At 32.7% G+C, this 25,008-nt stretch carries 22 protein-coding genes; 14 read left to right on the forward strand and 8 right to left on the reverse strand.

Going from position 1 to position 25,008, the window contains the following annotated elements:
- The 3 genes from BUA98_RS22485 to BUA98_RS05395 all read left to right on the forward strand — a co-directional run.
- Window positions 1-219, forward strand: a 219-nt coding sequence (locus BUA98_RS22485) for a hypothetical protein (RefSeq protein ID WP_208857974.1), incomplete at its 5' end; no start/stop codon positions are given.
- Between the two features lie 425 nt (window positions 220-644).
- Window positions 645-1,097, forward strand: a complete 453-nt coding sequence (locus BUA98_RS05390; RefSeq protein ID WP_072970619.1) for a DinB family protein — start codon at window positions 645-647, stop codon at window positions 1,095-1,097.
- Between the two features lie 25 nt (window positions 1,098-1,122).
- The gene (locus BUA98_RS05395) at window positions 1,123-1,557 is read left to right on the forward strand and encodes a nuclear transport factor 2 family protein (RefSeq protein ID WP_072970620.1); all 435 of its coding nucleotides are present in this window, start codon (window positions 1,123-1,125) and stop codon (window positions 1,555-1,557) included.
- Window positions 1,558-1,564: 7 nt separating this feature from the next.
- On the opposite strand, the gene BUA98_RS05400 is transcribed toward BUA98_RS05395, so the two are convergent.
- Complete coding sequence (locus BUA98_RS05400) at window positions 1,565-2,209, reverse strand: endonuclease III domain-containing protein (protein WP_072970621.1); 645 nt, start codon at window positions 2,207-2,209, stop codon at window positions 1,565-1,567.
- A gap of 47 nt (window positions 2,210-2,256) precedes the next feature.
- Window positions 2,257-3,123: an alpha/beta hydrolase gene (locus tag BUA98_RS05405; RefSeq protein WP_072970622.1), complete on the reverse strand. Its 867-nt coding sequence runs from the start codon at window positions 3,121-3,123 to the stop codon at window positions 2,257-2,259.
- 100 nt (window positions 3,124-3,223) lie between these two features.
- Here BUA98_RS05405 and BUA98_RS05410 point away from each other — a divergent pair, with 100 nt between their 5' ends.
- The 6 genes from BUA98_RS05410 (at window position 3,224) to BUA98_RS05435 (ending at window position 12,857) form a co-directional block, all read left to right on the forward strand.
- A complete protein-coding gene (locus BUA98_RS05410; RefSeq protein WP_072970623.1) occupies window positions 3,224-4,651 on the forward strand; it encodes a glycogen synthase in 1,428 nt (475 codons plus the stop codon).
- Window positions 4,641-5,921: a glucose-1-phosphate adenylyltransferase gene (locus BUA98_RS05415; RefSeq protein WP_072971741.1), complete on the forward strand. Its 1,281-nt coding sequence runs from the start codon at window positions 4,641-4,643 to the stop codon at window positions 5,919-5,921. Before BUA98_RS05410 ends, BUA98_RS05415 begins: the two co-directional genes overlap by 11 nt.
- A gap of 37 nt (window positions 5,922-5,958) precedes the next feature.
- Window positions 5,959-7,863, forward strand: a complete 1,905-nt coding sequence (glgB, locus tag BUA98_RS05420; protein WP_072970624.1) for a 1,4-alpha-glucan branching protein GlgB — start codon at window positions 5,959-5,961, stop codon at window positions 7,861-7,863.
- 201 nt (window positions 7,864-8,064) lie between these two features.
- Complete coding sequence (locus BUA98_RS05425; RefSeq protein ID WP_072970625.1) at window positions 8,065-10,464, forward strand: glycoside hydrolase family 31 protein; 2,400 nt, start codon at window positions 8,065-8,067, stop codon at window positions 10,462-10,464.
- 89 nt (window positions 10,465-10,553) lie between these two features.
- Complete coding sequence (locus BUA98_RS05430) at window positions 10,554-11,366, forward strand: M48 family metallopeptidase (protein WP_072970626.1); 813 nt, start codon at window positions 10,554-10,556, stop codon at window positions 11,364-11,366.
- 165 nt (window positions 11,367-11,531) lie between these two features.
- Complete coding sequence (locus BUA98_RS05435) at window positions 11,532-12,857, forward strand: MFS transporter (protein WP_072970627.1); 1,326 nt, start codon at window positions 11,532-11,534, stop codon at window positions 12,855-12,857.
- A gap of 28 nt (window positions 12,858-12,885) precedes the next feature.
- On the opposite strand, the gene BUA98_RS05440 is transcribed toward BUA98_RS05435, so the two are convergent.
- From BUA98_RS05440 to BUA98_RS05465, 6 genes are all read right to left on the reverse strand, one after another.
- Window positions 12,886-14,733 carry a serine hydrolase domain-containing protein gene (locus tag BUA98_RS05440; RefSeq protein WP_072970628.1) on the reverse strand — a complete coding sequence of 616 codons (1,848 nt, stop codon included), beginning with the start codon at window positions 14,731-14,733 and terminating at the stop codon, window positions 12,886-12,888.
- A gap of 41 nt (window positions 14,734-14,774) precedes the next feature.
- Window positions 14,775-15,902, reverse strand: coding sequence for a serine hydrolase domain-containing protein (locus BUA98_RS05445; RefSeq protein WP_072970629.1), 1,128 nt, complete (start codon window positions 15,900-15,902; stop codon window positions 14,775-14,777).
- Window positions 15,903-15,963: 61 nt separating this feature from the next.
- Entirely contained in the window at window positions 15,964-16,695 is a 732-nt protein-coding gene (locus BUA98_RS05450; protein ID WP_072970630.1) for a head GIN domain-containing protein, read from the reverse strand.
- A 17-nt stretch (window positions 16,696-16,712) separates the two neighbouring features.
- Window positions 16,713-17,774 carry a DUF4097 family beta strand repeat-containing protein gene (locus BUA98_RS05455; RefSeq protein WP_072970631.1) on the reverse strand — a complete coding sequence of 354 codons (1,062 nt, stop codon included), beginning with the start codon at window positions 17,772-17,774 and terminating at the stop codon, window positions 16,713-16,715.
- Window positions 17,758-18,297, reverse strand: a complete 540-nt coding sequence (locus BUA98_RS05460) for an anti-sigma factor (protein WP_072970632.1) — start codon at window positions 18,295-18,297, stop codon at window positions 17,758-17,760. The genes BUA98_RS05455 and BUA98_RS05460 overlap by 17 nt, the downstream gene beginning before the upstream one ends.
- A gap of 89 nt (window positions 18,298-18,386) precedes the next feature.
- Window positions 18,387-18,941 (reverse strand): RNA polymerase sigma factor, encoded by a 555-nt coding sequence (locus BUA98_RS05465; RefSeq protein WP_072970633.1) that lies wholly within the window; start codon window positions 18,939-18,941, stop codon window positions 18,387-18,389.
- Window positions 18,942-19,214: 273 nt separating this feature from the next.
- Between BUA98_RS05465 and lon the strand changes: the two genes are divergently transcribed.
- From lon to cmk, 5 genes are all read left to right on the forward strand, one after another.
- Window positions 19,215-21,668: an endopeptidase La gene (gene lon, locus BUA98_RS05470; RefSeq protein ID WP_072970634.1), complete on the forward strand. Its 2,454-nt coding sequence runs from the start codon at window positions 19,215-19,217 to the stop codon at window positions 21,666-21,668.
- A gap of 263 nt (window positions 21,669-21,931) precedes the next feature.
- Window positions 21,932-22,951, forward strand: coding sequence for a type IX secretion system protein PorQ (porQ, locus tag BUA98_RS05475; protein WP_072970635.1), 1,020 nt, complete (start codon window positions 21,932-21,934; stop codon window positions 22,949-22,951).
- An 8-nt stretch (window positions 22,952-22,959) separates the two neighbouring features.
- A complete protein-coding gene (locus tag BUA98_RS05480) occupies window positions 22,960-23,559 on the forward strand; it encodes a murein L,D-transpeptidase catalytic domain-containing protein (protein WP_072970636.1) in 600 nt (199 codons plus the stop codon).
- Between the two features lie 51 nt (window positions 23,560-23,610).
- Entirely contained in the window at window positions 23,611-24,213 is a 603-nt protein-coding gene (locus tag BUA98_RS05485) for a murein L,D-transpeptidase catalytic domain-containing protein (RefSeq protein ID WP_072970637.1), read from the forward strand.
- 45 nt (window positions 24,214-24,258) lie between these two features.
- Entirely contained in the window at window positions 24,259-24,951 is a 693-nt protein-coding gene (gene cmk / locus BUA98_RS05490) for a (d)CMP kinase (protein WP_072970638.1), read from the forward strand.
- Window positions 24,952-25,008: the final 57 nt, after the last annotated feature.

Raw genomic sequence — 25,008 nt, forward strand, 5'->3', positions numbered from 1 at the left:
AGATGGTACTGCAGTTATGTGGGAGAGTATGTCGTCGCCTTTCTTTTGAAAACCCTGTTTCTAGCGAAACAGGGTTTTTTGTTTTACAAAATAGGCAGTTATCTGGGCCCCCCGATAGCTATCGGGGGTCGTGGTCTTTCTTTTAAGAATCCTCATCATTTATTTGATGGGGATTTTTTGTTTTATTACACTTTTGTTTTTTTACCGCAAAGTACGTAAAGGCCTTTTTATCGAAGTGTTTACTGCTGTGTTATTAAGGTCGCAAAGGCTTTTCGTTGCGAACTTTGCGTAATCCCTTGCGATCTTTGCGGTTAAATAGCAGTTACTGTACCTGATTTCTTTTGAATGTGAAACTATGAGGCATTCTGAATTGGAATTTGGGATTTAAAAGTTGGATTTTTTTTTAAAAACTGTACTTCTTGTTTACCGTAAACTGCGTTAGGGATGGGAGCGGCATCCTTTTGCGACACCCGAAACTTCTTTTCAAACGAAAAACGTCTATCGCAAAAGATATAGCGGACAGCCCGGCCCGGAGGGAAACGCCCATGTATACACTTGAAAAACTTCTTTGCGGTATTCTGATCTTAAATTTTATATATTTGTCGTATTATTACGATTGCCTAAAACTTCAATAAATACAAAAAATGAAAAATGTTTTTAGTACAGCGGATTGTAATGAATTTAAAAACAGGATAAATCAGCTTACACCAGAATCTAAAGCACTTTGGGGTAAGATGAATGTTGCACAAATGCTGGCCCATTGTAATGTTGCCTACGAAATGGTTTACGAAGGTATTCATCCTAAACCAAACGCCTCACTAAGATTAATTTTGAAATTATTGGTAAAGAATTCGGTAGTAAACGAAAAGCCATATCCTAAGAATAACCATACTGCACCTCAATTTATTATTAAAGAAGAACGTAATTTTAATATTGAACGTGATAGATTAATTATTTATTTAAATAAAACACATGAATTAGGTGATGATCATTTTGAAGGAAAAGAATCGCTTTCTTTTGGGAAATTAAGTGCTATGGAGTGGAATAACATGTTTACAAAACACTTGAATCATCATTTAAATCAATTTGGTGTCTAATTTTTTTAATTTTAAATGGTTGATTATGAAGAATATTATTTTAGTGTTTTTGCTTTTTTTTGGATTATCTTCGAACGCACAGAAACACGAAGTTCAGAAGACGATAGAATACTTTTTTGAAGGATTCCATCAAAAAGATACGGTTAAAATAAAATCGGTTTGCGCTGACAATATGATTCTTCAGTCAATAAGTGAAAGTATGAGCAAGGGTAATAAATTATCTGATGAAACGGCAAAAGAATTTTATAAATCGATTGCTTCAATTCCGTCAAGCATGAAATTTAAAGAGAAAATTTTAAGCTATACTATTCAAATTGATGGCACAATGGCGCATGTTTGGGCACCTTACGAATTTTATCTGAATGATAAATTTAGTCATTCAGGTGTGAACACTTTTACTTTATTTAAAGAAAAAGATAAATGGAAAATTATTTATCTGATTGATACAAGAAGAAAATAATCTTTTATTATGCCACGTAAGTCGCATAATAAAGACAGATATCTGCCAAAACACATTCCTCACATTTTGGCTTTGGTCTGCAGGTTTCTCTTCCTAAAAAAGAAATTACCATTCCAATTTCGGACCAAATTGATTTAGACAGGACTTGCATAAGTTCTTTTTCGACCTTAGTTCCATCTTTGCTTTCTTTTATTATTCCAATTCTTGGAGCAACTCTAATAACATGAAGATCAGCTATAATTCCTTCTGCCGGTTGGTGAGTTTCTCTTAAAATTACATTCGCTGATTTTCTCCCAATTCCTTTTAGACTCGTTAATTCCTTCATATTTAAAGGGATGTTTTTGTCTTCTTTGACGGTTTTTGCAATCTCTAAAATCCATTGTGTTTTTGTTGGATAATTTCGAACTTTGCTTACATAAGGCATTAAAGTTTCAGAATCTGTCTGTGACAAACTTTTGAGCGTGGGAAATTTTTCAAACAGGGATGGGGCAATTTTATTGATATTGGCATCTGAATCTTGTGCAGATAAAATTACCATCACCATCAATTGATAGGTGTTTTGATATTCAAGAGGATGTTTCTTTCCTTTATATTTTTCTAAAATAGGTTGTAGTTTTACTCCCCAATCTGATGCTTCTCCAAATAAATTCATTTTCTATTTCTTTAGATTTAAACAAAAAGTATTTAACTATCATAAAATTAAGTACTTTTAATGAAACCGATGATTTTATTTATGACATTTTGATTCCCCAGAATTTTTCTGTGTCCCAAACCGTCGGTTAAAAATAGTAATCCGTTTTCTAAATTTTCATAAATGTGAATTCCAGCTTTTACAGAAACTTCGGGATCATCATTATCATGTAATACTAAAACTGGAATTTGTACTTTTTGAGCTGCTTTATAAGCTGAAAAATCATCCATTTTTACTTCGTATTTATCTTCAAAATGATTACGCAGCTTGACGCTCATTTCGGGTTTCAAACCTAATTTTGAAGTAAATTCATCCAGGATATCCTGAACAATATCACCACTTCCAATTATTATAGCTTTTTCTACTTTTAATCCATCTTTGATAGCATTTAGAACTGACATTCCTCCCAAAGAATGACCAATTGTAATTTCAAAAGGGCCAAATTGTTTTTCAATTTCCAGTATTGAATGAATGAATTCGGACATAATTGTTGTTTTTCCTTGTGACTTTCCATGCGCCGGAGCATCAAAACTAATAGTAGAATATCCAATTTTTAGCAAGGCATCTGCGATTTTAAATAATTGTGTACCTCGGCCTGACCAACCGTGGACTAACAAGATTTTACGTGCACTTGTTCCGTATTGATACGTGATTATATTTTTGTCAATCGCGGGAACACTGATTGTCTTTTTGATACTTTTATTATCCATCTCAAGTTCTCGTTTGGGAACTTTATGTTTTATTGGTGTTGTAAAAAGTTGTGCAGCATAGGTTGTCGCTAGTTTCGTAGATATAAAAGCACATAATTTAGCAGATAAAATTATAAGCTGCGGAATTTTTAATGATTTAGTAGGATTAGTTTCCTTTTTTGCCATATTAATAAATTTTTTATAAGGGCTAAATGTTGCTTATTTTTTCCTAAATTTAGGAAACATAAATGTAGTACAATAATATAGATGTTTATAAATTTCTAAAATGGAAATATTTCATATCAGTGCAGAGTGTTATCCAATGGCTAAAGTTGGCGGTTTGGCCGATGTTGTTGGCGCATTACCAAAATATCAGACAAATGCTGGTCATCAGGTTCGAGTTGTTGTTCCTTGTTATGATACTAAGTTTAAAAAGGAAAATGATTTTGAATGTGTTCATTGGGGAAATGTTAAGCTTGGGAATTTCGATTTTCCGTTTAGTGTTTTAAAGGAAGCTTCTAATAAACTAGGTTATGAATTATATCTGATCGAAATAAAAGAATTATTTGACAGGCCAAATGTGTATGGGTATGAAGATGATATCGAAAGATTTCTCTCTTTTCAGATTGCAACTTTAGATTGGATTACCGCTCGTCAAACCGTTCCAAACGTTATTAATTGTCACGATCATCATACTGGATTAATTCCGTTTTTGTTGAAGTATGGATATAAATATGAAACTTTACGAAGTATAAGAACAGTAATTACCATTCATAATGGTTTATATCAAGGCTGGTTTGGATTTGATAAGCTATATTATTTACCAGAGTTTGATTTGATTCATGTTGGATTTTTAGAATGGAATAATTCTATCAATTCATTGGCTGTCGGAGTAAAGTGTGCACACGCTGTTACCACTGTTTCTCCTAGTTATTTGAACGAAATAAATATTGCCGCAAATGGTTTGGAAGATTTATTTAAATCGGTTAGAAGTAAATCAAAAGGTATTTTAAATGGTATTGATTTTGAAGTTTGGGATCCTTCAAAAGATCAAATGATTGTCGAAAATTATTCAACTGCAACTTTTGAAATTGGAAAACAAAAAAATAGAGAAAAGTTGTGTGAGCAATTTGAATTAGATCCAACAAAACCGTTATTTAGTTTTATAGGACGTTTATTTGAGGAGAAAGGTGGCGATTTGTTACCTCAGGCATCCGCTTTAGCTTTATCTGAAAACTTTGAGAATATTAACATTCTTATTTTGGGTTCCGGAAATTCAGTAATTGAAGAGCAGTTGGTACACTTGCGAACGGAGTATAATGGAAATTACAATGTTTTTATTGGTTACAATGAGGAATTAGCTCATTTAATTTATGCTGGTTCAGATTATATTTTAATGCCTTCAAGGGTTGAACCTTGTGGGTTAAATCAGATGTACGCGCTACGGTATGGGACAGTTCCTATAGTGAGAAGAACTGGTGGCTTGCGAGATACTGTCATTGATTTTGGAGATAATGGAAACGGAATTTGCCACGATCAGGCTTCGGTTGGAGATATTTGTTATTCTATAAATCGTGCGGTAAAATTGTACGGTGACAAAATAAATTTCAATGAAATTATAAAAAAGGGAATGACAACAGATCATTCCTGGGAGAGAGTTTGCCAAGAATATATCGAAATATACAACCTAATAATTGAGAAAAATGAAATTTAAAAAGAAAAATGTAGTTGCTATTATTTTAGGAGGAGGACAAGGATCACGTTTGTTTCCGTTAACAGAAACGAGATCTAAACCAGCGGTTCCAATTGGTGGAAAATACCGATTAGTTGATATTCCTATTTCAAATTGTATTAATTCTGATATTTTTAAAATATTCGTTTTAACACAGTTTAATTCGGCATCATTAAACGCACATATAAAAAACACTTTCAATTTTAGTATTTTCAGTCAATCGTTTGTTGATATTTTGGCAGCAGAGCAAACTCCTGATAATCCAACGTGGTTTCAGGGAACGGCAGATGCTGTTCGACAATGTATGTCACATTTCTTAAAACATGAATTTGATCATGCTTTGATTTTATCTGGGGATCAATTGTACCAAATGGATTTTAACGAGATGTTAGAAGCTCATATTGCTGCAAATGCCGAAATTTCTATCGCAACTTTACCAGTAAACGCTAAAGATGCGCCAGAATTTGGAATCCTTAAAACTGATCATGAAAATAATATTCATGCTTTTATAGAAAAACCAGATGCTTCTCTTTTACCTGAATGGGAATCGGAAGTAAGTGAGCAAATGCAGGAAAAAGGAAAAAAATATTTAGCCTCAATGGGTATTTATATTTTTAACCGACAATTATTAGAAGACTTAATGGCCGATCCGCATACGAAAGATTTTGGAAAAGAAATCATTCCGCAGGCTGTTGGAAAACATAAAATTCTTAGCTATCAGTATGAAGGATATTGGACAGATATTGGAAATATCGAATCATTTTTCGAAGCTAATATTGGGTTAACAGCTGATATTCCGGAGTTTAATCTGTTTGATAATGACAATAAAATTTTTACCAGACCAAGGTTACTTCCACCATCAAAATTTAGAAATTCGACAATCAATCAATCCTTAATTTCTGAGGGATGTATTATCAATGCTCAAGAAATTAAGAGATCTGTAATTGGTATTCGTTCCCGTATTGGAGAAGGAACAGTTCTTGAAAACTGTTATGTGATGGGTAACGATTTTTATCAGGATTTAGATGAATTAAATCATGAAGCGAGCATCAATAAAATTCATGTTGGAATTGGTGAAAACTGTTTTATACAAAATGCCCTTATTGATAAAAATGTACGTATTGGAAACAATGTTCATATTAGCGGTGGAAAGCACTTAGATAATTTTACTAATGAATTATATAGTATTAAAGACGGTATTGTTGTTATTAAAAAAGGTGCCATTTTATCAGATAATTTCAGAATTGAATAAGAATATTTAAAATTAATTATTGCCTTAAAAACCAAATATGTCTAAAGTAATCACGCATTCTCTATTTACTGATTTTGATATTGATTTATTCAAAGCAGGCAAACACTTCAAATTATATGAAAAGTTAGGAGCGCATTTAGTTGAAGTTAACGGAGTAAAAGGTGTTTATTTTGCCGTTTGGGCTCCAACGGCCCAGTCCGTTTCTGTTGTAGGTGATTTTAATTATTGGAGAGGAAATGACCATCAATTACAAGTTCGCTGGGATTCTTCTGGAATTTGGGAAGGCTTTATCCCTGAGATTACAAAAGGTGCTTTATATAAGTACAAAATTCAATCCAATATAAATGGAATTGTAACTGAAAAAGCAGATCCATTTGCCTTATACTGTGAAAAGCCACCTCATACTGCTTCTGTTGTTTGGGATTTAGATTATAAATGGAAAGATGAAAACTGGATGCAATCGCGCCAAAACCATAATGGTTTAGATAAACCCTATTCTGTTTACGAAGTGCATCTGGGCTCATGGAAACGCGGTGAGCATAACAGATTTTTGACTTATTTAGAACTTGCAGATGATTTGGTTGCTTATGTTAAAGAAACAGGATTTACACACGTAGAATTTATGCCGATAATGGAGTATCCTTATGATCCCTCCTGGGGATATCAGCTGACAGGATATTTTGCGCCAACTTCTCGTTTTGGAAAACCTCAGGACTTTATGGTCTTAGTTGATAAACTGCATCAGGCCGGAATTGGGGTTATTCTGGATTGGGTTCCATCACATTTTCCTGATGACGCCCATGGTCTTGGTTTCTTTGACGGATCACATTTATATGAACATCCCGATCGTCGAAAAGGATATCATCCGGATTGGAAAAGTTTGGTTTTTAATTATGGAAGAAATGAAGTTCGTGCATTCTTAATTAGCAACGCGGTTTTTTGGCTACATCATTATCATGCAGACGGATTAAGAGTTGATGCTGTCGCTTCAATGCTTTACCTTGATTATTCCAGAGAAGAAGGTGAGTGGGAACCTAATATTTACGGAGGAAGAGAAAATCTGGATACTATAAGTTTTCTTAAAGAATTTAATGAAGTAATCTATGCTAATTTTTCTGGAGTTCAAACTATTGCTGAAGAAAGTACTTCGTTTCCGATGGTTTCGAGACCAACTTTTACAGGTGGTTTGGGTTTTGGAATGAAATGGATGATGGGCTGGATGCACGATACTTTGAAATATTTTCAAAAAGAAACAGTCTATAGAAAATACCATCAAAATGATTTGACTTTTTCGATGACATATGCTTTTACGGAAAATTTTATGCTTCCCTTTTCGCATGACGAAGTTGTGTACGGTAAAAAATCTATTGCCAATAAAATGCCTGGCGATGAATGGCAGAAATTTGCTAATTTAAGATTGTTGTACGGTTATATGTTTACACATCCCGGAACCAAATTATTATTTATGGGTTCTGAGTTCGGACAGAGTGATGAATGGAATTTTGAGAAAAGTTTAGATTGGCATTTACTTCAGTTTGATTATCATTCAGGCGTAAAAAGAATAATTACAGATTTGAATCAATTATATAAATCTCAGCCTGCATTATATGAAAAACAATTTACTGGTGAAGGTTTTGAATGGATTAATTATTCCGATCATCAAAATGCTGTTTTATCTTACATCCGAAAAGGAAATAATGCAAAAGAAAATTTAGTCATTGTCGGGAATTTTACACAAGTTGTTCGTGAAAATTATAGAATTGGGATTTCACAGAAAGGTAAATTAATTGAAATTTTTAATACTGATGAAGCTATTTATGGAGGAAGTGGCATTGGAAATTCGGGTAATTTAAAAATTGAATCTTCACCTTATGATGGCAGGGATTATTCTGTAGAATTAACGTTACCTCCGTTGAGTGTGACCGTTTATTCGTTTGCATAAAATTTCTGGATTAATTTTTAGAATATCATTTTGTCATTTTTTGATTCTAATATTACCAAATTGTTGATTTTTTGAGATGTAATTTGTTAGTCAGACAGAAAAAACGTTTTCGTGAATAAACCTCATATTCATAGGGCTTTATGTAGTTTTTTTGTATGTTTGAAATAGCGATATAGTTAGAATAATTAATTCAATAGCGATATGATTACAAATACATCATTAGAATATAAAGGCGATTTATATCCATCAAAAATTGTCTCGTACGAACATGAAGGCGATTCTATTTTTTTTCATACAGATAATAAAGTAATCTTAAAAGTCACTATTCTTAGAGACAGTTTAATTCGATTTCGTTTTACTACAAAAGGTTATTTCAGTAATGACTTTTCGTATGCAATTGATAAAACCCAACTTCACGGTTATAATTTTCTGGAACTTACTGAAGAAGAAACGTATTTTTTGATAAGAACAAGCAAAGTAAAATGCAAAATTCAAAAAGCAGATCTTCGTTTATCCATATATGATTTAAGCGATCTTTTGATTTTGGAAGATGAACTTGGATTTCATTGGGAAGAAAGCTATGAGTATGGTGGTAATATCGTAAAAATGAGCAAATCTTCTAAAGACGGAGAATGTTTTTACGGTCTTGGTGACAAAGCCACTCAGATGAACTTAAAAGGCAAAAGACTTGAGAATTTTGCTACAGATCAATACGCTTTTCAAAAAGAACAAGATCCATTATACAAAGTAGTTCCTTTTTATATTGGTTTACATAACAAACAATCGTACGGAATTTTCTTTGACAATACCTTTAGAACTTTCTTTGATTTTTGTCAGGAAAGACGAAATGTTGCCAGTTTTTGGGCTGAAGGAGGTGAAATGAACTATTATTTCATTTACGGCCCGCAAATGCAGGATGTCGTAACAACTTACACTGATTTAACCGGAAAACCAGAACTACCACCTTTATGGGTTTTGGGTTACCATCAATGTAAATGGAGTTATTATCCGGAAAGTAAAGTAAAAGAAATCACTTCGAAATTTAGAGAACTTAAAATTCCATGTGATGCTATTTATCTGGATATCGATTATATGGAAGGCTTTCGATGTTTTACCTGGAATAAAGAATATTTTCCAGATCCGAAAAAGATGGTGGCTGAATTAGCCGAAGATGGTTTTAAAACGGTTGTTATTATCGATCCCGGAATTAAAATTGATAAAGATTATTGGGTTTATCAGGAAGCTTTAGAAAAAGATTATTTCTGCAAAAGAGCTGATGGGCCTTATATGAAAGGAAAGGTTTGGCCAGGAGAATGTAATTTTCCAGATTATACAAATCCCGTAGTTAGAGAATGGTGGGCAGGGTTATTTAAAGAATTAATTTCGGATATTGGAGTAAAGGGAGTTTGGAACGATATGAACGAGCCGGCTGTAATGGAGGTTCCGAATAAAACTTTCCCAATGGATGTTCGTCACGTTTACGACGGAAATCCTTGTAGCCATAGAAAAGCACATAATATTTATGGTACGCAAATGGCAAGAGCGACCTATCATGGTGTTAAACGCTTTGCTTATCCTAAACGTCCTTTTGTTATTACCAGATCTGCTTACTCGGGTGCACAGCGTTATACATCGTCATGGACAGGTGATAATGTCGCAACCTGGGAGCATCTATGGATTGCCAATATTCAGGTTCAAAGAATGTGTATTTCAGGAATGGGCTTTACCGGTTCTGATATTGGTGGTTTTGCAGAACAGCCAACAGGCGAATTATATGCACGTTGGATTCAGTTAGGGGTTTTTCATCCTTTCTGCAGAACACATTCTTCCGGAGATCATGGTAATCAGGAACCGTGGGCTTTTGACGAAGAAGTGATCAATATTACCAGAAAGTTTGTGAGTCTTCGTTATCAATTATTGCCTTATTTATACACGATGTTCTGGCAGTATATTGAAGAAGGTATTCCGATGTTAAAACCATTGGTTTATTATGATCAGGAAGATATTCAAACGCATTATCGTAATGATGAATTCATCTTTGGAAATGAAATTCTAGTATGCCCAATTCTTGAACCTAATGCTGTAGGTAGACGTATGTATATACCAAGAGGTGAGTGGTATAACTACTGGACAAATGAGTTTTTAATTGGAGGTAGAGAATTGTGGGTTGATACTAAATTTGACGAAATTCCGGTCTTTGTAAAAGCAGGAGCTATTATTCCAAAATATCCGGTTCAGCAATATGTTGGTGAACTTGAGTTTGATGAATTAACGCTTGATTTATACTTTAAAATAGGTAAAGAACAATCTTTTGTATATGAAGATGCACAAGATGGATACGATTATAAAAAAGGGCGCTATAGCTATTTATCATTTCGAACAATTGGAAAAGAAAAAGAACTTATTATTCAGCTGCATAAAGAAGGAAAATACGATACGTCTTACAGCAAATATAGAATCAACTTAATTGGATTGCCGTTTAAAGTTACTGAGATCGAAATCGATAATGAGAAAGTAGACTTTGATAAAATCATTTTTGAATCAAGTCATGTTTTACTTGTTGATAAAGGTTTTAATGAACTTCATATTGTTGGTGAATAATAAAATTATGATAGGTTTTAATTTAATTATGTAAAAATTTCAAGTAATAATATTTGTATTTTTACTTAGTATTTTAAAATTTATAAATAATGAAAAAGTATTTACCTATAGGAATTTTCGCAGCACTATTAGTCTGTGCATGTGCCACAAATCCAATCACTGGAAAGCAAAATCTAAATTTTGTTTCAAATAGTGAATTGTTTCCGACATCATTTCAACAATATAATGCTTTTATAAAGGAAAACAAAGTTATAACAGGTACAGCTGACGCTAAAAGAGTTGACCTTGTTGGTAGTAAAATTAAAGCTGCAGCAGAAAAATATTTAGCCTATTTAGGACAAACGCAATATCTAAAAGATTATCGCTGGGAGTATAAACTAGTCGATAATAAAGAAGTAAATGCCTGGTGTTTACCTGGAGGGAAAATTGTGGTATATTCCGGAATTTTGCCAGTAACACAGAATGAATCAGGATTAGCAACGGTTATGGGACATGAAGTTTCTCATGCTTTGGCAAACCACGGAGCGCAAAGGATGTCTGCGGCACAATTACAACAAATTGGAGGTGTAGCTTTAGATGCGGCAACAAGCAATAAATCTGAATCTACCAGATCAATTTTTTCACAAGCCTACGGAATAGGTTCTGAAGTAGGAGTAATGCTTCCTTTTAGCAGAAGTAACGAAAGTGAGGCTGATAAAATTGGATTGACATTGATGGCGATCGCGGGTTATAATCCAGATGATGCTATTGCTTTTTGGAGTAGAATGTCAGCAAGTTCAGGTGGAGGAGGAACTCCCGAATTTATGAGTACTCACCCTTCTGATGCAACCAGAATTGCTAATTTAAAATCACTTATTCCACAGGCGAAAGAAATGGCCCTTAAAGTGGGAACAGTCAGATAATATAATACTTAAACAAAATACTAAAGCTATTCTTTCCAGGGTAGCTTTTTTTATATGTGTTACTTTTTGAAAAAGTTGTTAATTTAATAATGCAGGATTTGAACAAAATCTATTTAATTATGATAAAAAATAGATAAATTCGTAGCCATTAACAAAACCATTTCTATGAAAAACCTACAAAAAGGAGATAAAAAATTATTAAATGCCTGGGCATTTTATGATTGGGCAAATTCAGTTTATACGCTTACTATTGCCTCGGCAGTATTTCCTATATTTTATGAAGCCTTATTTCCAAAGGATAATCATTATATCGATGTTTTTGGGATGCATCTAAAAAATTCTGCTTTAATAAGTTTTACGACCGCAGGTGCCTTTTTAGTAGTTTCATTCATGTCGCCACTGTTATCAGGTATTGCAGATTATGTTGGGAATAAAAAGGTATTCATGAAATTTTTCTGTTATTTAGGAGCTCTGTCTTGTATGGGATTATATTGGTTTGATCTTGATAATATTTATATAGGATTGGCCTTTTATTTCTTAGGATTGATCGGGTATTGGGGAAGTTTGGTTTTCTATAATTCTTATCTGCCAGATATTGCTTTTGAAGAACAACAAGACAGAATTAGTGCAAAAGGATATTCGTTAGGCTATATTGGAAGTGTGATTTTATTGATCATTAATCTAGCCATGATTATGAAACCAAAACTTTTCGGAATTACCGGCACTGATGGCGAAGCTGCAATGAAAGCTATGCGTTATTCTTTTATTATGGTGGGAGTTTGGTGGATCTTATTCAGTCAATACACTTATTATTATTTACCGAAGGGAAGTAAGCAAAATGGGCAAAAATTAACAAATGATGTGGTTTTTAACGGTTTCAGAGAATTGAAAAAAGTTTGGGGCCTGTTACAGGATAATATTCCATTAAAAAGATATTTGGGTGGTTTTTTTGTTTCAAGTATGGCGGTACAAACCGTGATGCTTGTAGCTACCTATTTTGGGGCGCAGGAAATTCAATGGTCATCAAAAGAAGAAGGTACGATTGGTCTGATCATTTGCATTTTAATCATTCAATTAGTGGCAGTTGTTGGTGCAGTTTTAACTTCAAGAGCTTCTGCTAAATTTGGTAATATCCCAAGTTTGATTGTTATTAATATAATTTGGGCTGTTTTTTGTGCGTTGGCATTTTTTATTACTTTACCAATACATTTCTACGTTATGGCTACTGTAGCAGGATTTGTAATGGGTGGAATTCAGGCACTTTCACGTTCAACATACTCTAAATTATTACCAGAAACGGAAGACACCGCTTCTTTTTTCAGTTTTTATGACGTTGCAGAGAAAATCGGAATTGTAATAGGGATGTGCGTTTATGGAATTATAGATCAAATAACAGGAAGCCCACGCGCGGCAATTGTAATTTTGGGAATTTTCTTTGTTACAGCCATTTTTCTTTTAAGAAGAGTACATAAAAAAGAGATCGTTACTTAGTAAGGCATTTTAGGATACTCTATATAATTTATTTTATGTTAAGCCGGGCATTGATTTTTAAAATCATTTGTCTGGCATTTTCATTTTTGGGATTTAAATCTACTGACTTTTGATAATTTTGTTTTGCCAAGTCTAATTTTCCAATGGCTTCGTAAATTTCTCCTAAACTGTCATATGCATTTGCCGATTTCGATTCAGAACAATTAAGAGTAAAAATCTGAACAGAAAGACCTAATTGTTTTTTATTATAAAAATGATAGCCTAAACTATTCAGGTTTTCTTCAAAATTATAATCGGGATTTTTTAACTTCAATTTCTTAAATAGTATAATAGCAGCTTCAAAATTGTTTTCAGAGAAAATCTCGATTAATTCTGTTTGTGGCGTCTTAATCTGATTTAAGGTTAATTCGAGTTTTTTCGAAGTATAATTCGGACGGGAAATAGTTATTCCTTCCAGTTCATTTTTTTTGTTCAAATCAAATCGAATAAGATTTGGATAATTGTCAACCTTGAAAGTATTATTTCCAAAGTAATACATTTTACTTTTTTCAGAATTTGTAATGTCTTTTAAATATGATGAAATAAGATATAAAGTGCCATTTTCTTCAAAAATTTTACTAGGACCTAATCTATCATAACCATACAGAATTTCAGTATAATATCCGATAATTTTTTGTTTTAAAATTGGCGGAATTTGTTGTGTAGATGTTTTATCTATTGCCTTATTCCAACCTAATTTCTTGATTATTTCATTCTCAACGTAGCTCATTACTGGTAATCGGTTTGGTTTGTCACCATTTGCTAAAATCGCGATTCCATTTCCATTTTTCATTGTAGCCAATAAATCACCACCAGTTCCTGTATTGGAGCCATCGTGCGAAAACCATTCAAGATTTCCCAGTCCAATACTTCTTTGCCACCCATAACTCCAGCCTCTTGGACCATTCATCGTAACAATATCCGTTACCTTTTTAGCAACTGCATTTGAAATTACTCTGTTGTCCTTTCCTAATAATGCTTTTTGCATTTCAATGGCGATCAACGCCAGTTCAGTAGGAGTAGACCATAAACCAGATGGTGCAATCTGTGGTGTAATTGGAATTCCGGTTTTAATAATTTCACCTGTGCTGTTATGGACTTTTGCAATATTGGTCAAAAATCCTTTTTCATTAGGTTGGATCATTGTAGAATTTTGCAATTGTAAAGGGTCAAGCAAATTTTCTTTTACAATTTGTGCCAATGGCTTTTTAAAATGATCCTCGAGTGCACATTGAATAATGACATAACCACCGCCACTGTATTCCCAATTTGTTCCTGGTATAAAAAGGAATTCAAGAGGCTTTTTAGAACGAGGTAATAATTTTCCTTGTAAACTTTCTACAATTGTAGGAATGGAATCTCCTTCATAATAATCTTCAAAACCACCTTGACTAGTACCAGCTGTGTGAGACAAAAGTTGTTTCCATGTCACATTACTATCCTTTGTGAAATTACTTTTAGGAAGCTTCCATCTTTTAAGATACTTTTCAATTGGATCATCTAAATCAATTAAACCTTTTTCTTCCAGCATAGCACAAACAATTGCAGTTATTGGTTTTGAAATGGATGCAGTAGAAAATGCTGTATTTTGATCATTTTTTTCTTCAGAACCGGCAGCTTTTATACCCCATTGATTTGTCCATATTATTTTATAATTCTCAAATACGGCAACGCTCAATCCTTTTAAATTATATTGAGACATCATTTCTGCAGTAGCAGATTTTAAACCGTCTAACGCTGTAATTTTTGATGTAAATTTCTTTGAATCTTTTATGTTTTGAGCAAAAGATAAGGCACAAGAAAGAGCCAGAAGGAAAATTAGATTTATCCGTCTCATGTTTTTGATTTTAAAAAGTTGATTTTTTAAATAAGGCTTGTTTACTTTATTATAATGCCGGCAGACTTAAAATCATTCAATAAATTGTTTACTGCCAATTCCAGATAAGTTCCAGAATTTTTATCGCTTTGATTCATTAGAATAATAAAACCAAAATTAGATTCAGGATATATTTTTAAGATGTTTTGTGTACCGTTTGAGCCACCATCTTTTGTATAACTTATATTTCCGTTGTTGTCTGTTTGAATCTCCCAAAAATACCCCATATCAGGATTTGAAGCAATTTTTCGATGCGACTCTAAAACCATTTTGTTATTTCGATCTAATTCAAATTTGATAAATTTTGTCAAATCGCTAATAGTAGATTTAAGCATTTTTGATGCGCCCCAAAGATTACTTGATAAGGGAGTCATTAATAATCCACTTTCATTATAACCATTTGCGACTATATCATTATTGTTCAGTCTGATTTTTGTTGAGTTCATCTTCAGTTTATCAAAAATTACCTGATTCAATTGATCTTCATAGGCTTTGTTATAAACGTTTTCTAAAATATACGCACATAATTCTGGACCCAACGCTCCATATTTGAAGGTCGTTCCTGGTAATGTGTCAACTTTTACTTTTTTAAGAGCATTAAAAAAATCACTTTTAGTATAAGATTTATCGAGTCTGTTTTTATGAACTAAAAAACTATCAGGACTATATTTTTGACGAATTTCTTTGGTATCTGGAAAAGGAGTTAAAATTCCACTTCTGTGGGTCAGCAAATCCCTAATCCGTATTGAATTTCCGTTGTATTCTAAATTAGAAAAAGGTTCTTTTAAGTATTTTCTAATATCGTCATCAAGTTTGATTTTTCCTTCCAAGACGGCATTAGCTACCAAAGTTCCGGTAAACACTTTTGTGACAGAAGCGATTTCAAATAAGGTATTATCATTCGCTTTATTACCTTTTCCTTTGTCAATTTCGCCATAGTGCTTCGTATGAGATTTACCATTATTAATAATGGCTATAGAAACAGAGTAGGCTTTTGAATCTTTTAGCAAGAGATTCGCATTTTTATCCATTATTGAGAAAAGTTCATTTTCCGATAATGCATTTTGTTTTTGCTGGCTGAAGATTGAAATAGTAAAGCTCAATAATAGAAGAAGGGAAACTCTGTTCATTTTTTGATTTTGATTAGATGATTTTTTTGAGATTCTTTTATTTTTGAGCTTCTACTTAAACTTATGCTTTTGAAATATTCCCGGAACCAGAAACTTTTACATCTCTTTTTTCAGGATTTCCAGTGTATTTTATATCACCTGATCCAGAAACTCTCGCTGTTAAACTTTCACTGCAGTTCACTTTACTATCTCCAGACCCGGAAACATTAACGTCAACCTTTTTTGACTTTAGTTCTGCAGCATCTATATCACCAGAACCAGAAAGTTTTGTTGTAAAGCTATCTGCTGAACCTTTCAAATGTACATTTCCAGAACCACTTAAATTAAGTTCTAAAGTATTAGAATCAATTGCCAGGTTAAAGTTTCCTGAACCAGAAAGCCTTGCTAAGAATTTATCGTTTTTGATCGCGTCTTTTGATTGAATATCTCCAGAGCCAGACAAACTTAGTTCAGAGATTTTCTCAAACGGTACTGTTACCTGAACCTTTTTACCCATACTGGAACGGATATTAGTGTTTTTCTTAACCTGAATTTTAAGTGTGTTTTCTTCTACTTCAACAACGATAACATTCAAAATGTTTTCTTCACCTTTAATTGTGATTTTACCTTCTTTCCCGGCAACTAAATCAACATCAAAAGATCCGGAAACTTTTATAGCATCATAATCAGCTGTATTTCTTGTTTGGGTTACTACTTTCCCATTTCCATCAACTTTGTTACTTGAAGATTGTGCATTTGCAACAAAACATACTAAAAATGCACCACAAACTACTAATTGTATTAATTTTTTCATTGTTTTAAATTTTAAGATTATTGTTTCTTGATTAGTGTTACGTTTCCGTAATTAGAATTTATTAATATTTTATTTTGACCTTTTTTCTTATTGAAACCACTGATTCTTTTGGAAGTATTTTTGCTCTCAGTTACCGAAATATCTAAAGAGTTGTCATTCTTTATATTCCCGTATTTAGTATTAATATCAAAATCAAAAGCATAATTTGTGTCGTACCCCAAATAAACATCAGTATAACCAGAATTGATATTTACATTATTTGCTTTACTTGTTATAGTTGAAACATTTATTTTACTGTAATTAGCATCAACATTTATACTGTTTGAGATTTCAGCAATAGAAATAGTAAGGTAGTTTCCAGATCCTGAAAAAGAATTTAATTTCTGAAATTTTAAGGTTCCGTAATTACAGTCATATTTGATATTTTGTCCATCAGAAACAATCAAGTCAGTATAATTAGTATCCAGATTTAAATTACCAGAATCATTGATTTTTAAACCTGAATAACGGGCTTCAATTGTTCCGTTTTTAATATAATCAATTGTAGAGTTTTGACAATATTCGATCTGAAACCTATTATTTGTGTTGTTTAATTTTCCAACTGTAACTTTTCCATATTTACATGTAATATCTGAAGCACCTTCTAAAGTAAGAATGTTAATGTTCCCATATTTATTCATCAGTTTTACAGTTCCGTTTTTTGGAATTTTGATAACATAATTAATTTCAAAACTATTATTACTCCCTTTGCTTTTTATGGAAGAACTACCCAGTTTAGTAATAGCGGTAACCATTGATTTCAAAGCAGTAATATCTACATCAATACCGTTTAGTCTTTCATTTACCCAGTTTTCATTAGGCCCTGTAACTTTAATTGTGATATCTAAATCAATTTTATCTTCATCCCAGGTTGATACTGAAATGTTTCCGTATTTATTATCAATATCAATTCCTGCGTTCGGGTTTACGATATAGGTTTTTTTGATGCTTTTTTGTTTTGAAATAAAGGTGTCATCATTTGAGAATCCCATAAAAGGAATTAAAATGAATAGAATTAATAACTTATAATGTTTTTTCATCTGTGGTGTTTTTTAGATTTTCGTTTTCTTCAATTCTTTTTAAGACAGTCTGCAAAAATGATATTCTGGTTTGCAGATTGCTAATCATGGCGTAAATTATTTGTTTGTTTTCGCCATTCTTTTGTAATTCATTAATGATTTTTTGATAATCGGCATCAAAAACTTTCATCTGTTTTAATGCGTCATTTATAATTTGTTCGTTTTCCGGCGAACTCTTTTCTTTTAGTTTTACAAGTTCATTATCGATTAAAATGCTAAAAATGGAATCTGTTCGTTGTGTTTCCTTAGAGGCAAATTTGAATTCTTTCGGCTTTTCATTCTTGTAAAACAATGACACTCCCAACATTAATACGATCGATGCGGCAATAGCGGTTACGAACCAGTAATTTTTTCTTTTTGGCTGTTTTTTATTATTTAATTTATTGAGGAAATCTAATTGATGATCAGAATTCATTTCCTGAACATCCCATTGATTCTCGAATTTTTCAAATAATTGATCTAAACTGTCATTTTCCTTTTTCATATATCCAAATTTTTATTTTTTAGAGGTGATATGTGGTATCGCTTTTTTTATTTGTTTTTGTAGCCACAAAATTGTTTTAAGTGGCGATTTCATAATTCCTCTAATTTTTTTCGTAAACTTTCTTTTGCTCTGCTCAATGTTGTCCTGCAATTGGCATAACTAATATTCAAAATTTCGCAAATCTCTTCCTGATCGTAACCTTCAATATAAAAGAGTGTCAATACCATTCGATAATTATCTTTTAGGCCTGAAATGGTATCTAAAACCTGTTTTACTTTAAGTGAATTCAAATCAATATTCTCAGAAAAGAAACTGTCATTTTCTTCGATCTTATAAAGTGTTTTGCTTAGATCTTCGACCTGGAAAGCATTATTCTTTTTGTAAAAATCAATACTATAATTAACAATAATCTTTTTTAGCCAGGCGCCAAAAGCGACTTCCTGCTTGTAATCGTTTATTTTTGTAAAAGCTTTCAAGAAACCTTCCTGCATGACGTCTTGTGCAAAATGTTCGTCTTTTACAATCCTGTAAGCTACGTTGTACATAGCTTTACTGTAACGATTGTAAATTTCGAATTGTGCCTTCTGATTATTGTTTTTACAAAGCGCGATTAATTCTTCGATATTTTGATTGGTTATACTCAAGTAATGGTTGCTAGTTTTTTATAAGGACTTTAGTTTTTTTGATATGTTACACTTTTCATAAAATTAATTTTATTTTTTTTGAAATAATTAGATTTGCCATTTAAAATTGAATTTCAAAACTGACTCTTTTGCATTTGGCATAATGATTGTCTATTTTTACCGCCTATGTTGTAAATGAAACACTTATTATAGTTTTATTAAAAACGAGAGTATTTGAGACTAAATTTACAACCTGGATGCAACTTTTAATGACAAAACGACTTATATACTATTATGTCAAATCATAAAATACTTACTATTGACAATCTGTCACTTCAAGAATTCGATTCAGAAGCAGAATTAATTCCATTATTAACTCCAGAAGACGAAGAGGAAATGAATAACGAAGAGCTTCCGCTCTCGTTACCTATTTTGCCTTTACGTAACACTGTTTTATTTCCGGGAGTTGTTATTCCAATTTCTGCCGGACGAGATAAATCTATTAAACTGATAAATGATGCCAATGCAGGTGGAAAGATTATTGGTGTAGTTTCTCAGATTAATGAAGAAGACGAAGATCCGTCTAAAGATGATATTCATAAAATTGGAACTGTAGCCAGAATTCTGCGTGTTTTAAAAATGCCTGATGGAAATGTGACGGTTATTTTACAAGGAAAAAAACGTTTTGAAATTGATGAAGTAGTTTCAGAAGAGCCTTATATTACGGCAACTATTAAAGAAGTTTCAGAAGAACGCCCTGATGAAAATGATACTGAATTTAGTGCTATTCTGGATTCTGTAAAAGAATTGGCCATTCAAATTATAAAGGAAAGTCCCAATATTCCTTCTGAAGCTACTTTTGCGATTAAAAACATTGAAAGTCAATCGTTTTTAATCAATTTTGTTTCTTCTAACATGAATTTATCGGTAAAAGAGAAACAAGGCTTATTATCAATAAATGGATTAAAAGAACGCGCTTTGGAGACTTTGCGTTATATGAATGTTGAACTTCAAAAATTAGAATTGAAGAATGACATTCAGTCAAAAGTTCGTTTTGACTTAGATCAGCAGCAACGTGAATATTTCTTGCACCAGCAAATGAAAACCATTCAGGAAGAATTGGGAGGTGTTTCGCAGGAAGAAGAAATGGACGAAATGGGGCAAAAGGCGAAAACCAAAAAATGGGACGAAAAAACGCAGAAACATTTCGAAAAAGAATTATCTAAAATGCGCAGAATGAATCCACAATCACCAGATTTTGGAATTCAGCGTAACTATTTAGAGTTGTTTTTAGAATTACCTTGGGGCGAATATTCTAAAGATAAATTCGATTTGAAATTTGCTCAAAAAGTTTTAGATAAAGATCATTTTGGACTTGAAGAAGTTAAGAAAAGAATGATTGAGCACTTAGCGGTATTAAAACTTCGTAACGATATGAAATCGCCAATTATTTGTTTGACAGGACCTCCGGGAGTTGGTAAAACATCTATTGGTCGTTCGGTAGCTGAAGCCCTTGGTCGTGAATATGTACGTATTTCTTTAGGAGGATTACGTGACGAAGCCGAAATTCGTGGACACAGAAAAACCTATATTGGTGCAATGCCAGGGCGAATTATTCAAAGTTTAAAGAAAGCCGGAACTTCAAATCCTGTTTTTATTTTGGATGAAATTGATAAGTTGTCAAGCGGAAACAGTGGTGATCCATCTTCAGCTTTATTAGAAGTTTTAGATCCGGAACAAAACAATGCTTTTTATGATAACTTCCTTGAAATGGGATACGACTTATCTAAAGTAATGTTTATTGCTACCTCAAACAATATGTCAGCCATTCAGCCAGCATTGCGTGACAGAATGGAAGTGATTAAAATGTCAGGTTATACAATTGAAGAAAAAGTAGAGATTGCAAAAAGACACCTTTTTCCAAAACAATTAGAAGCACACGGATTAACATCTAAAGATTTAACTATTGGTAAAAAACAATTAGAGAAAATCGTTGAAGGTTATACACGTGAATCTGGTGTTCGTAATTTGGAAACTAAAATTGCTCAGGTAATTCGTAATGCAGCAAAGGCAGTTGCGATGGAAGAGGAGTACAATAAAAAAGTTACAGATGAAGATGTTGTAACTGTTTTGGGTGTGCCAAGATTAGAGCGCGATAAATATGAGAATAATGATGTTGCCGGAGTTGTTACAGGTTTAGCCTGGACAAGTGTGGGTGGTGATATTTTATTTATTGAATCATTAATTTCTGAAGGAAAAGGGTCGTTGAGTATTACAGGGAATTTAGGAACTGTAATGAAAGAATCTGCTACTATTGCATTGGAATATATTAAAGCCAATGCCAAAAAGTTAGGTTTAAATACAGAGTTGTTCCAAAAATACAATATTCACTTACACGTTCCTGAAGGAGCAACACCAAAAGACGGACCAAGTGCCGGTATTGCGATGCTGACTTCTTTAGTTTCTTTATTGACTCAGAAAAAAGTAAAGAAAAACCTGGCAATGACTGGTGAAATAACACTTCGTGGAAAAGTTTTACCTGTTGGCGGAATTAAAGAGAAAATCCTTGCAGCCAAAAGAGCTGGTATTAAAGAGATTATTTTATGTCACGAAAACAAAAGTGATATTGATGAAATCAAAGCTGAATATTTAGAAGGCCTAACTTTTCATTATGTGAAAGAAATGAGCGAAGTTCTAGCTTTAGCATTGACAGATCAAAATGTGAAAAATGCAAAAACTTTAAGATAAATTTTAAAGCAAAATTCCAATATTTTAAATTCCAAATTCCAAACTTTATTAAAGATTGGGATTTGGTTTTTTTTTATTTTTAATTCAATTGGAATTTGGAATTTGACTTTTGGGATTTCTTTTCAATTCGAATTTGGGATTTTTTTTTATGATTTTAACTAAATTGAAATTTGAAATTTATTTAAGGTTTAATTTTATTTTTGCTGTTATATAATTTTATATTTGTATTTGCGTTATTCCCATATAGGAATCGCCCCAAAAGCATGTTAAAACGATTTGTTTTACTTTTTTTTATCTTGATTTGTTCGGTTTCCTACGGGCAAATTGGAGGGCGGTACACTTATCAGTTTCTTAATCTAACCTCGTCACCAAGGCAGGCAGCGTTAGGAGGTGAGAACATAACAATTTATGATGAAGACGTTAATCAGGCGATGGCAAACCCTGCAGCTTTAAATGGAGATATGGACAATCATTTAGCAATGAATTATGGTAGTTATTATGGAGAAGCTTCTTATGGAACTGCATCATATGCTTATACCTATGATCGACACGTTCAAACTTTTTATGCAGGTGTAAGTTATGTTAATTACGGAACGTTTGAAGGTTATGACGAAAATGGCCAGTCTACATCAGATTTCTCAGGAAGCGAAGGTGCACTTTCTCTGGGTTACGCCTATAATATTCCCTTTACAGATGTTCATATTGGAGCCAATGCAAAGTTAATAACTTCTACTTTAGAAAGTTATAATTCTGTTGGTGGAGCAATTGATGTGGGAATTATGTATCAAATTCAAAAAAATAATGTAAATTTGGCCTTAGTATTTCGAAATATAGGTACACAGTTTACTACTTATTCAGGAATACAGGAGAATTTACCATTTGAAATTATTGCCGGAGTATCGCAAGAATTAGAACATGTTCCGCTTCGTTGGCATTTTTCCTTAGAAAATTTGCAACAATGGAATATCTCTTTTTCGAATCCTGTTAGGGGAGAAACCAATATTGATGGTACAACAAGTGAGGAAAAAGTTTCCTTTGTAAATAATGCTTTGCGACATGCTGTGTTTGGTGTTGAGCTTTTCCCAGGACGAGCAGTCAATTTGCGATTAGGTTACAATTTTAGAAGGGCAGAAGAATTGAGAATAGATGAACAACGCAATTTCTCAGGGATTTCTTTAGGTTTCGGTTTGAAAATGAATCGTTTAAAATTTAATTATTCATATTCACGATACACATTGGCGGCAAACACGAGTCTTTTTGGGTTAATTTTAAATTTTCAATAGGTAATTTTATGAAGCTATTTTATCTAATTCTATTTTTTACAGCAGGTCTTTTTAATACCTCAAATCTTAATTTTAAAGATGAATCCCTTAGCGAAGTTGAAATCGAAAGAATCAACTATCACGTAAATACAGTAAGAGAAATGGTTTATGCCGGTCCTCAGTACAATACTAAAATTGCTTTTTTAGTAGATATGAGAATCAAATCCGGAAAAAACAGATTCTTTGTTTATGATTTGGTAAATAACAAAATTTTAGATCAGGGACTTGTAGCCCATGGCTCAGGCTCTGAAACCGGAATTAGAGGAGAACTTAAATTCAGTAATACCCCAAATTCTAATTGCACATCATTAGGCAGATATTCAATCGAAAAATGTTACAAAGGAATATTCGGAAAAGCCTACCGCCTAAACGGATTAGATCAAACAAATAATAATGCTTTGAAAAGAGCTATAGTACTACATCATTATTCTGCGGTACCACTTGATGAGCAAGATTACTATATTTCGAACAGCCATGGTTGCCCGATGGTTAATGAAGAATTCTTTAAAAGAATTGAAAAAATAGTTGATAATTCTAAATCGAAAATTATTCTGGATATCTATTATTAAACAGACACTTCCATTTAGTTTTAATATTTATAATTTAATAACAAGTATCATATGAAGAAGATCTTAATCGTTTTTCTTATGATACTTTTTGTTTTTATAGGTTATAAGATCTTTTTTAAGGAAAGTAAACTTTCTTCATGCGCTACACCAACTATTGAGCTTACGTATATAAATGAGGTCAAACGTTTAGTAGAAGGTAATAAAAAGTACAATAATAGAATTGCATTTTTTATCGATATGAAAATACCGTCAGGCAAGAATCGGTTCTTCGTATATGATCTGAAAAAGAATAAAATTATCGATAAAGGTCTGGTTGCCCATGGTTCCGGCTCCGAAACCAACATCAGAGGGAAATTGAAATTTAGTAACGTTCCAAATTCGCTGACTACTTCATTGGGTAAATATTATATTGGAAAGTCTTATTACGGAAAGTTTGGGAAAGCCTATAAATTATACGGATTAGATAAAACCAATAGCAATGCTTTTTATCGCGATATTGTTTTTCATTACTATTTTAATGTTCCATATCAAGAGCAAAAAGGATATATTTGCAACAGCTTTGGTTGCCCCATGGTCAATAAAAAATATTTTGAAAGAACTGCCAAAATAATTGATGGTTCTGAATCGAAAATAGTCATGAGTATTTATTACTAGTGGAAGAACTGAAATATTTAAAATTAAATTTAAAATAATAAAAAATTGAAAAAAATAACGATTGCAATCGACGGTTTCTCGTCAACAGGAAAAAGCACTTTAGCAAAACAGTTAGCAAAAGAGTTGGAATATGTTTATGTAGATACCGGAGCAATGTATCGTGCGGTAGCTTTGTTTGCAATACAGAATAATTTTATTGGGTCTGATTCTTTTGATAAAAACGCACTTATCGAAGCATTGCCAAAAATTCAATTAGAATTTAAATTTAACGCTGATTTAGGTTTTGCCGAAATGTATCTAAATGGTGAAAACGTAGAGAAACAAATCAGAACTATTGAAGTTTCAAATTATGTGAGCAAAGTTGCCGAAGTATCTGAAGTACGTTCTAAATTAGTAGAACAGCAACAGGAAATGGGTGAAAACAAAGCGATTGTAATGGATGGAAGAGATATAGGAACTGTCGTTTTTCCGGATGCAGAATTGAAAATTTTCATGACCGCCAGTGCCGAAACCCGTGCCCAAAGACGTTTTGACGAACTACAACAAAAAGGTGATAATGTGTCTTATGAAGATGTTTTAAAGAATGTCGTAGAAAGAGACTATATAGATACTCACCGCGAAGATTCTCCTTTAATCATTGCCGATGATGCTATTGAAATAGATAATTCTTACTTAACCAGAGAAGAACAATTTACAGTTGTTTTAGAATTGATAAATGACGTTGTTAAAACGGCTTAATTTTTTGCAGATATCATTTTTAATGGTAGTTTTACCGCTTCATTTTATTTAAAAGAC

It is taken from the genome of Flavobacterium saccharophilum (assembly GCF_900142735.1).
Classification (GTDB): Bacteria; Bacteroidota; Bacteroidia; order Flavobacteriales; family Flavobacteriaceae; genus Flavobacterium; species Flavobacterium saccharophilum.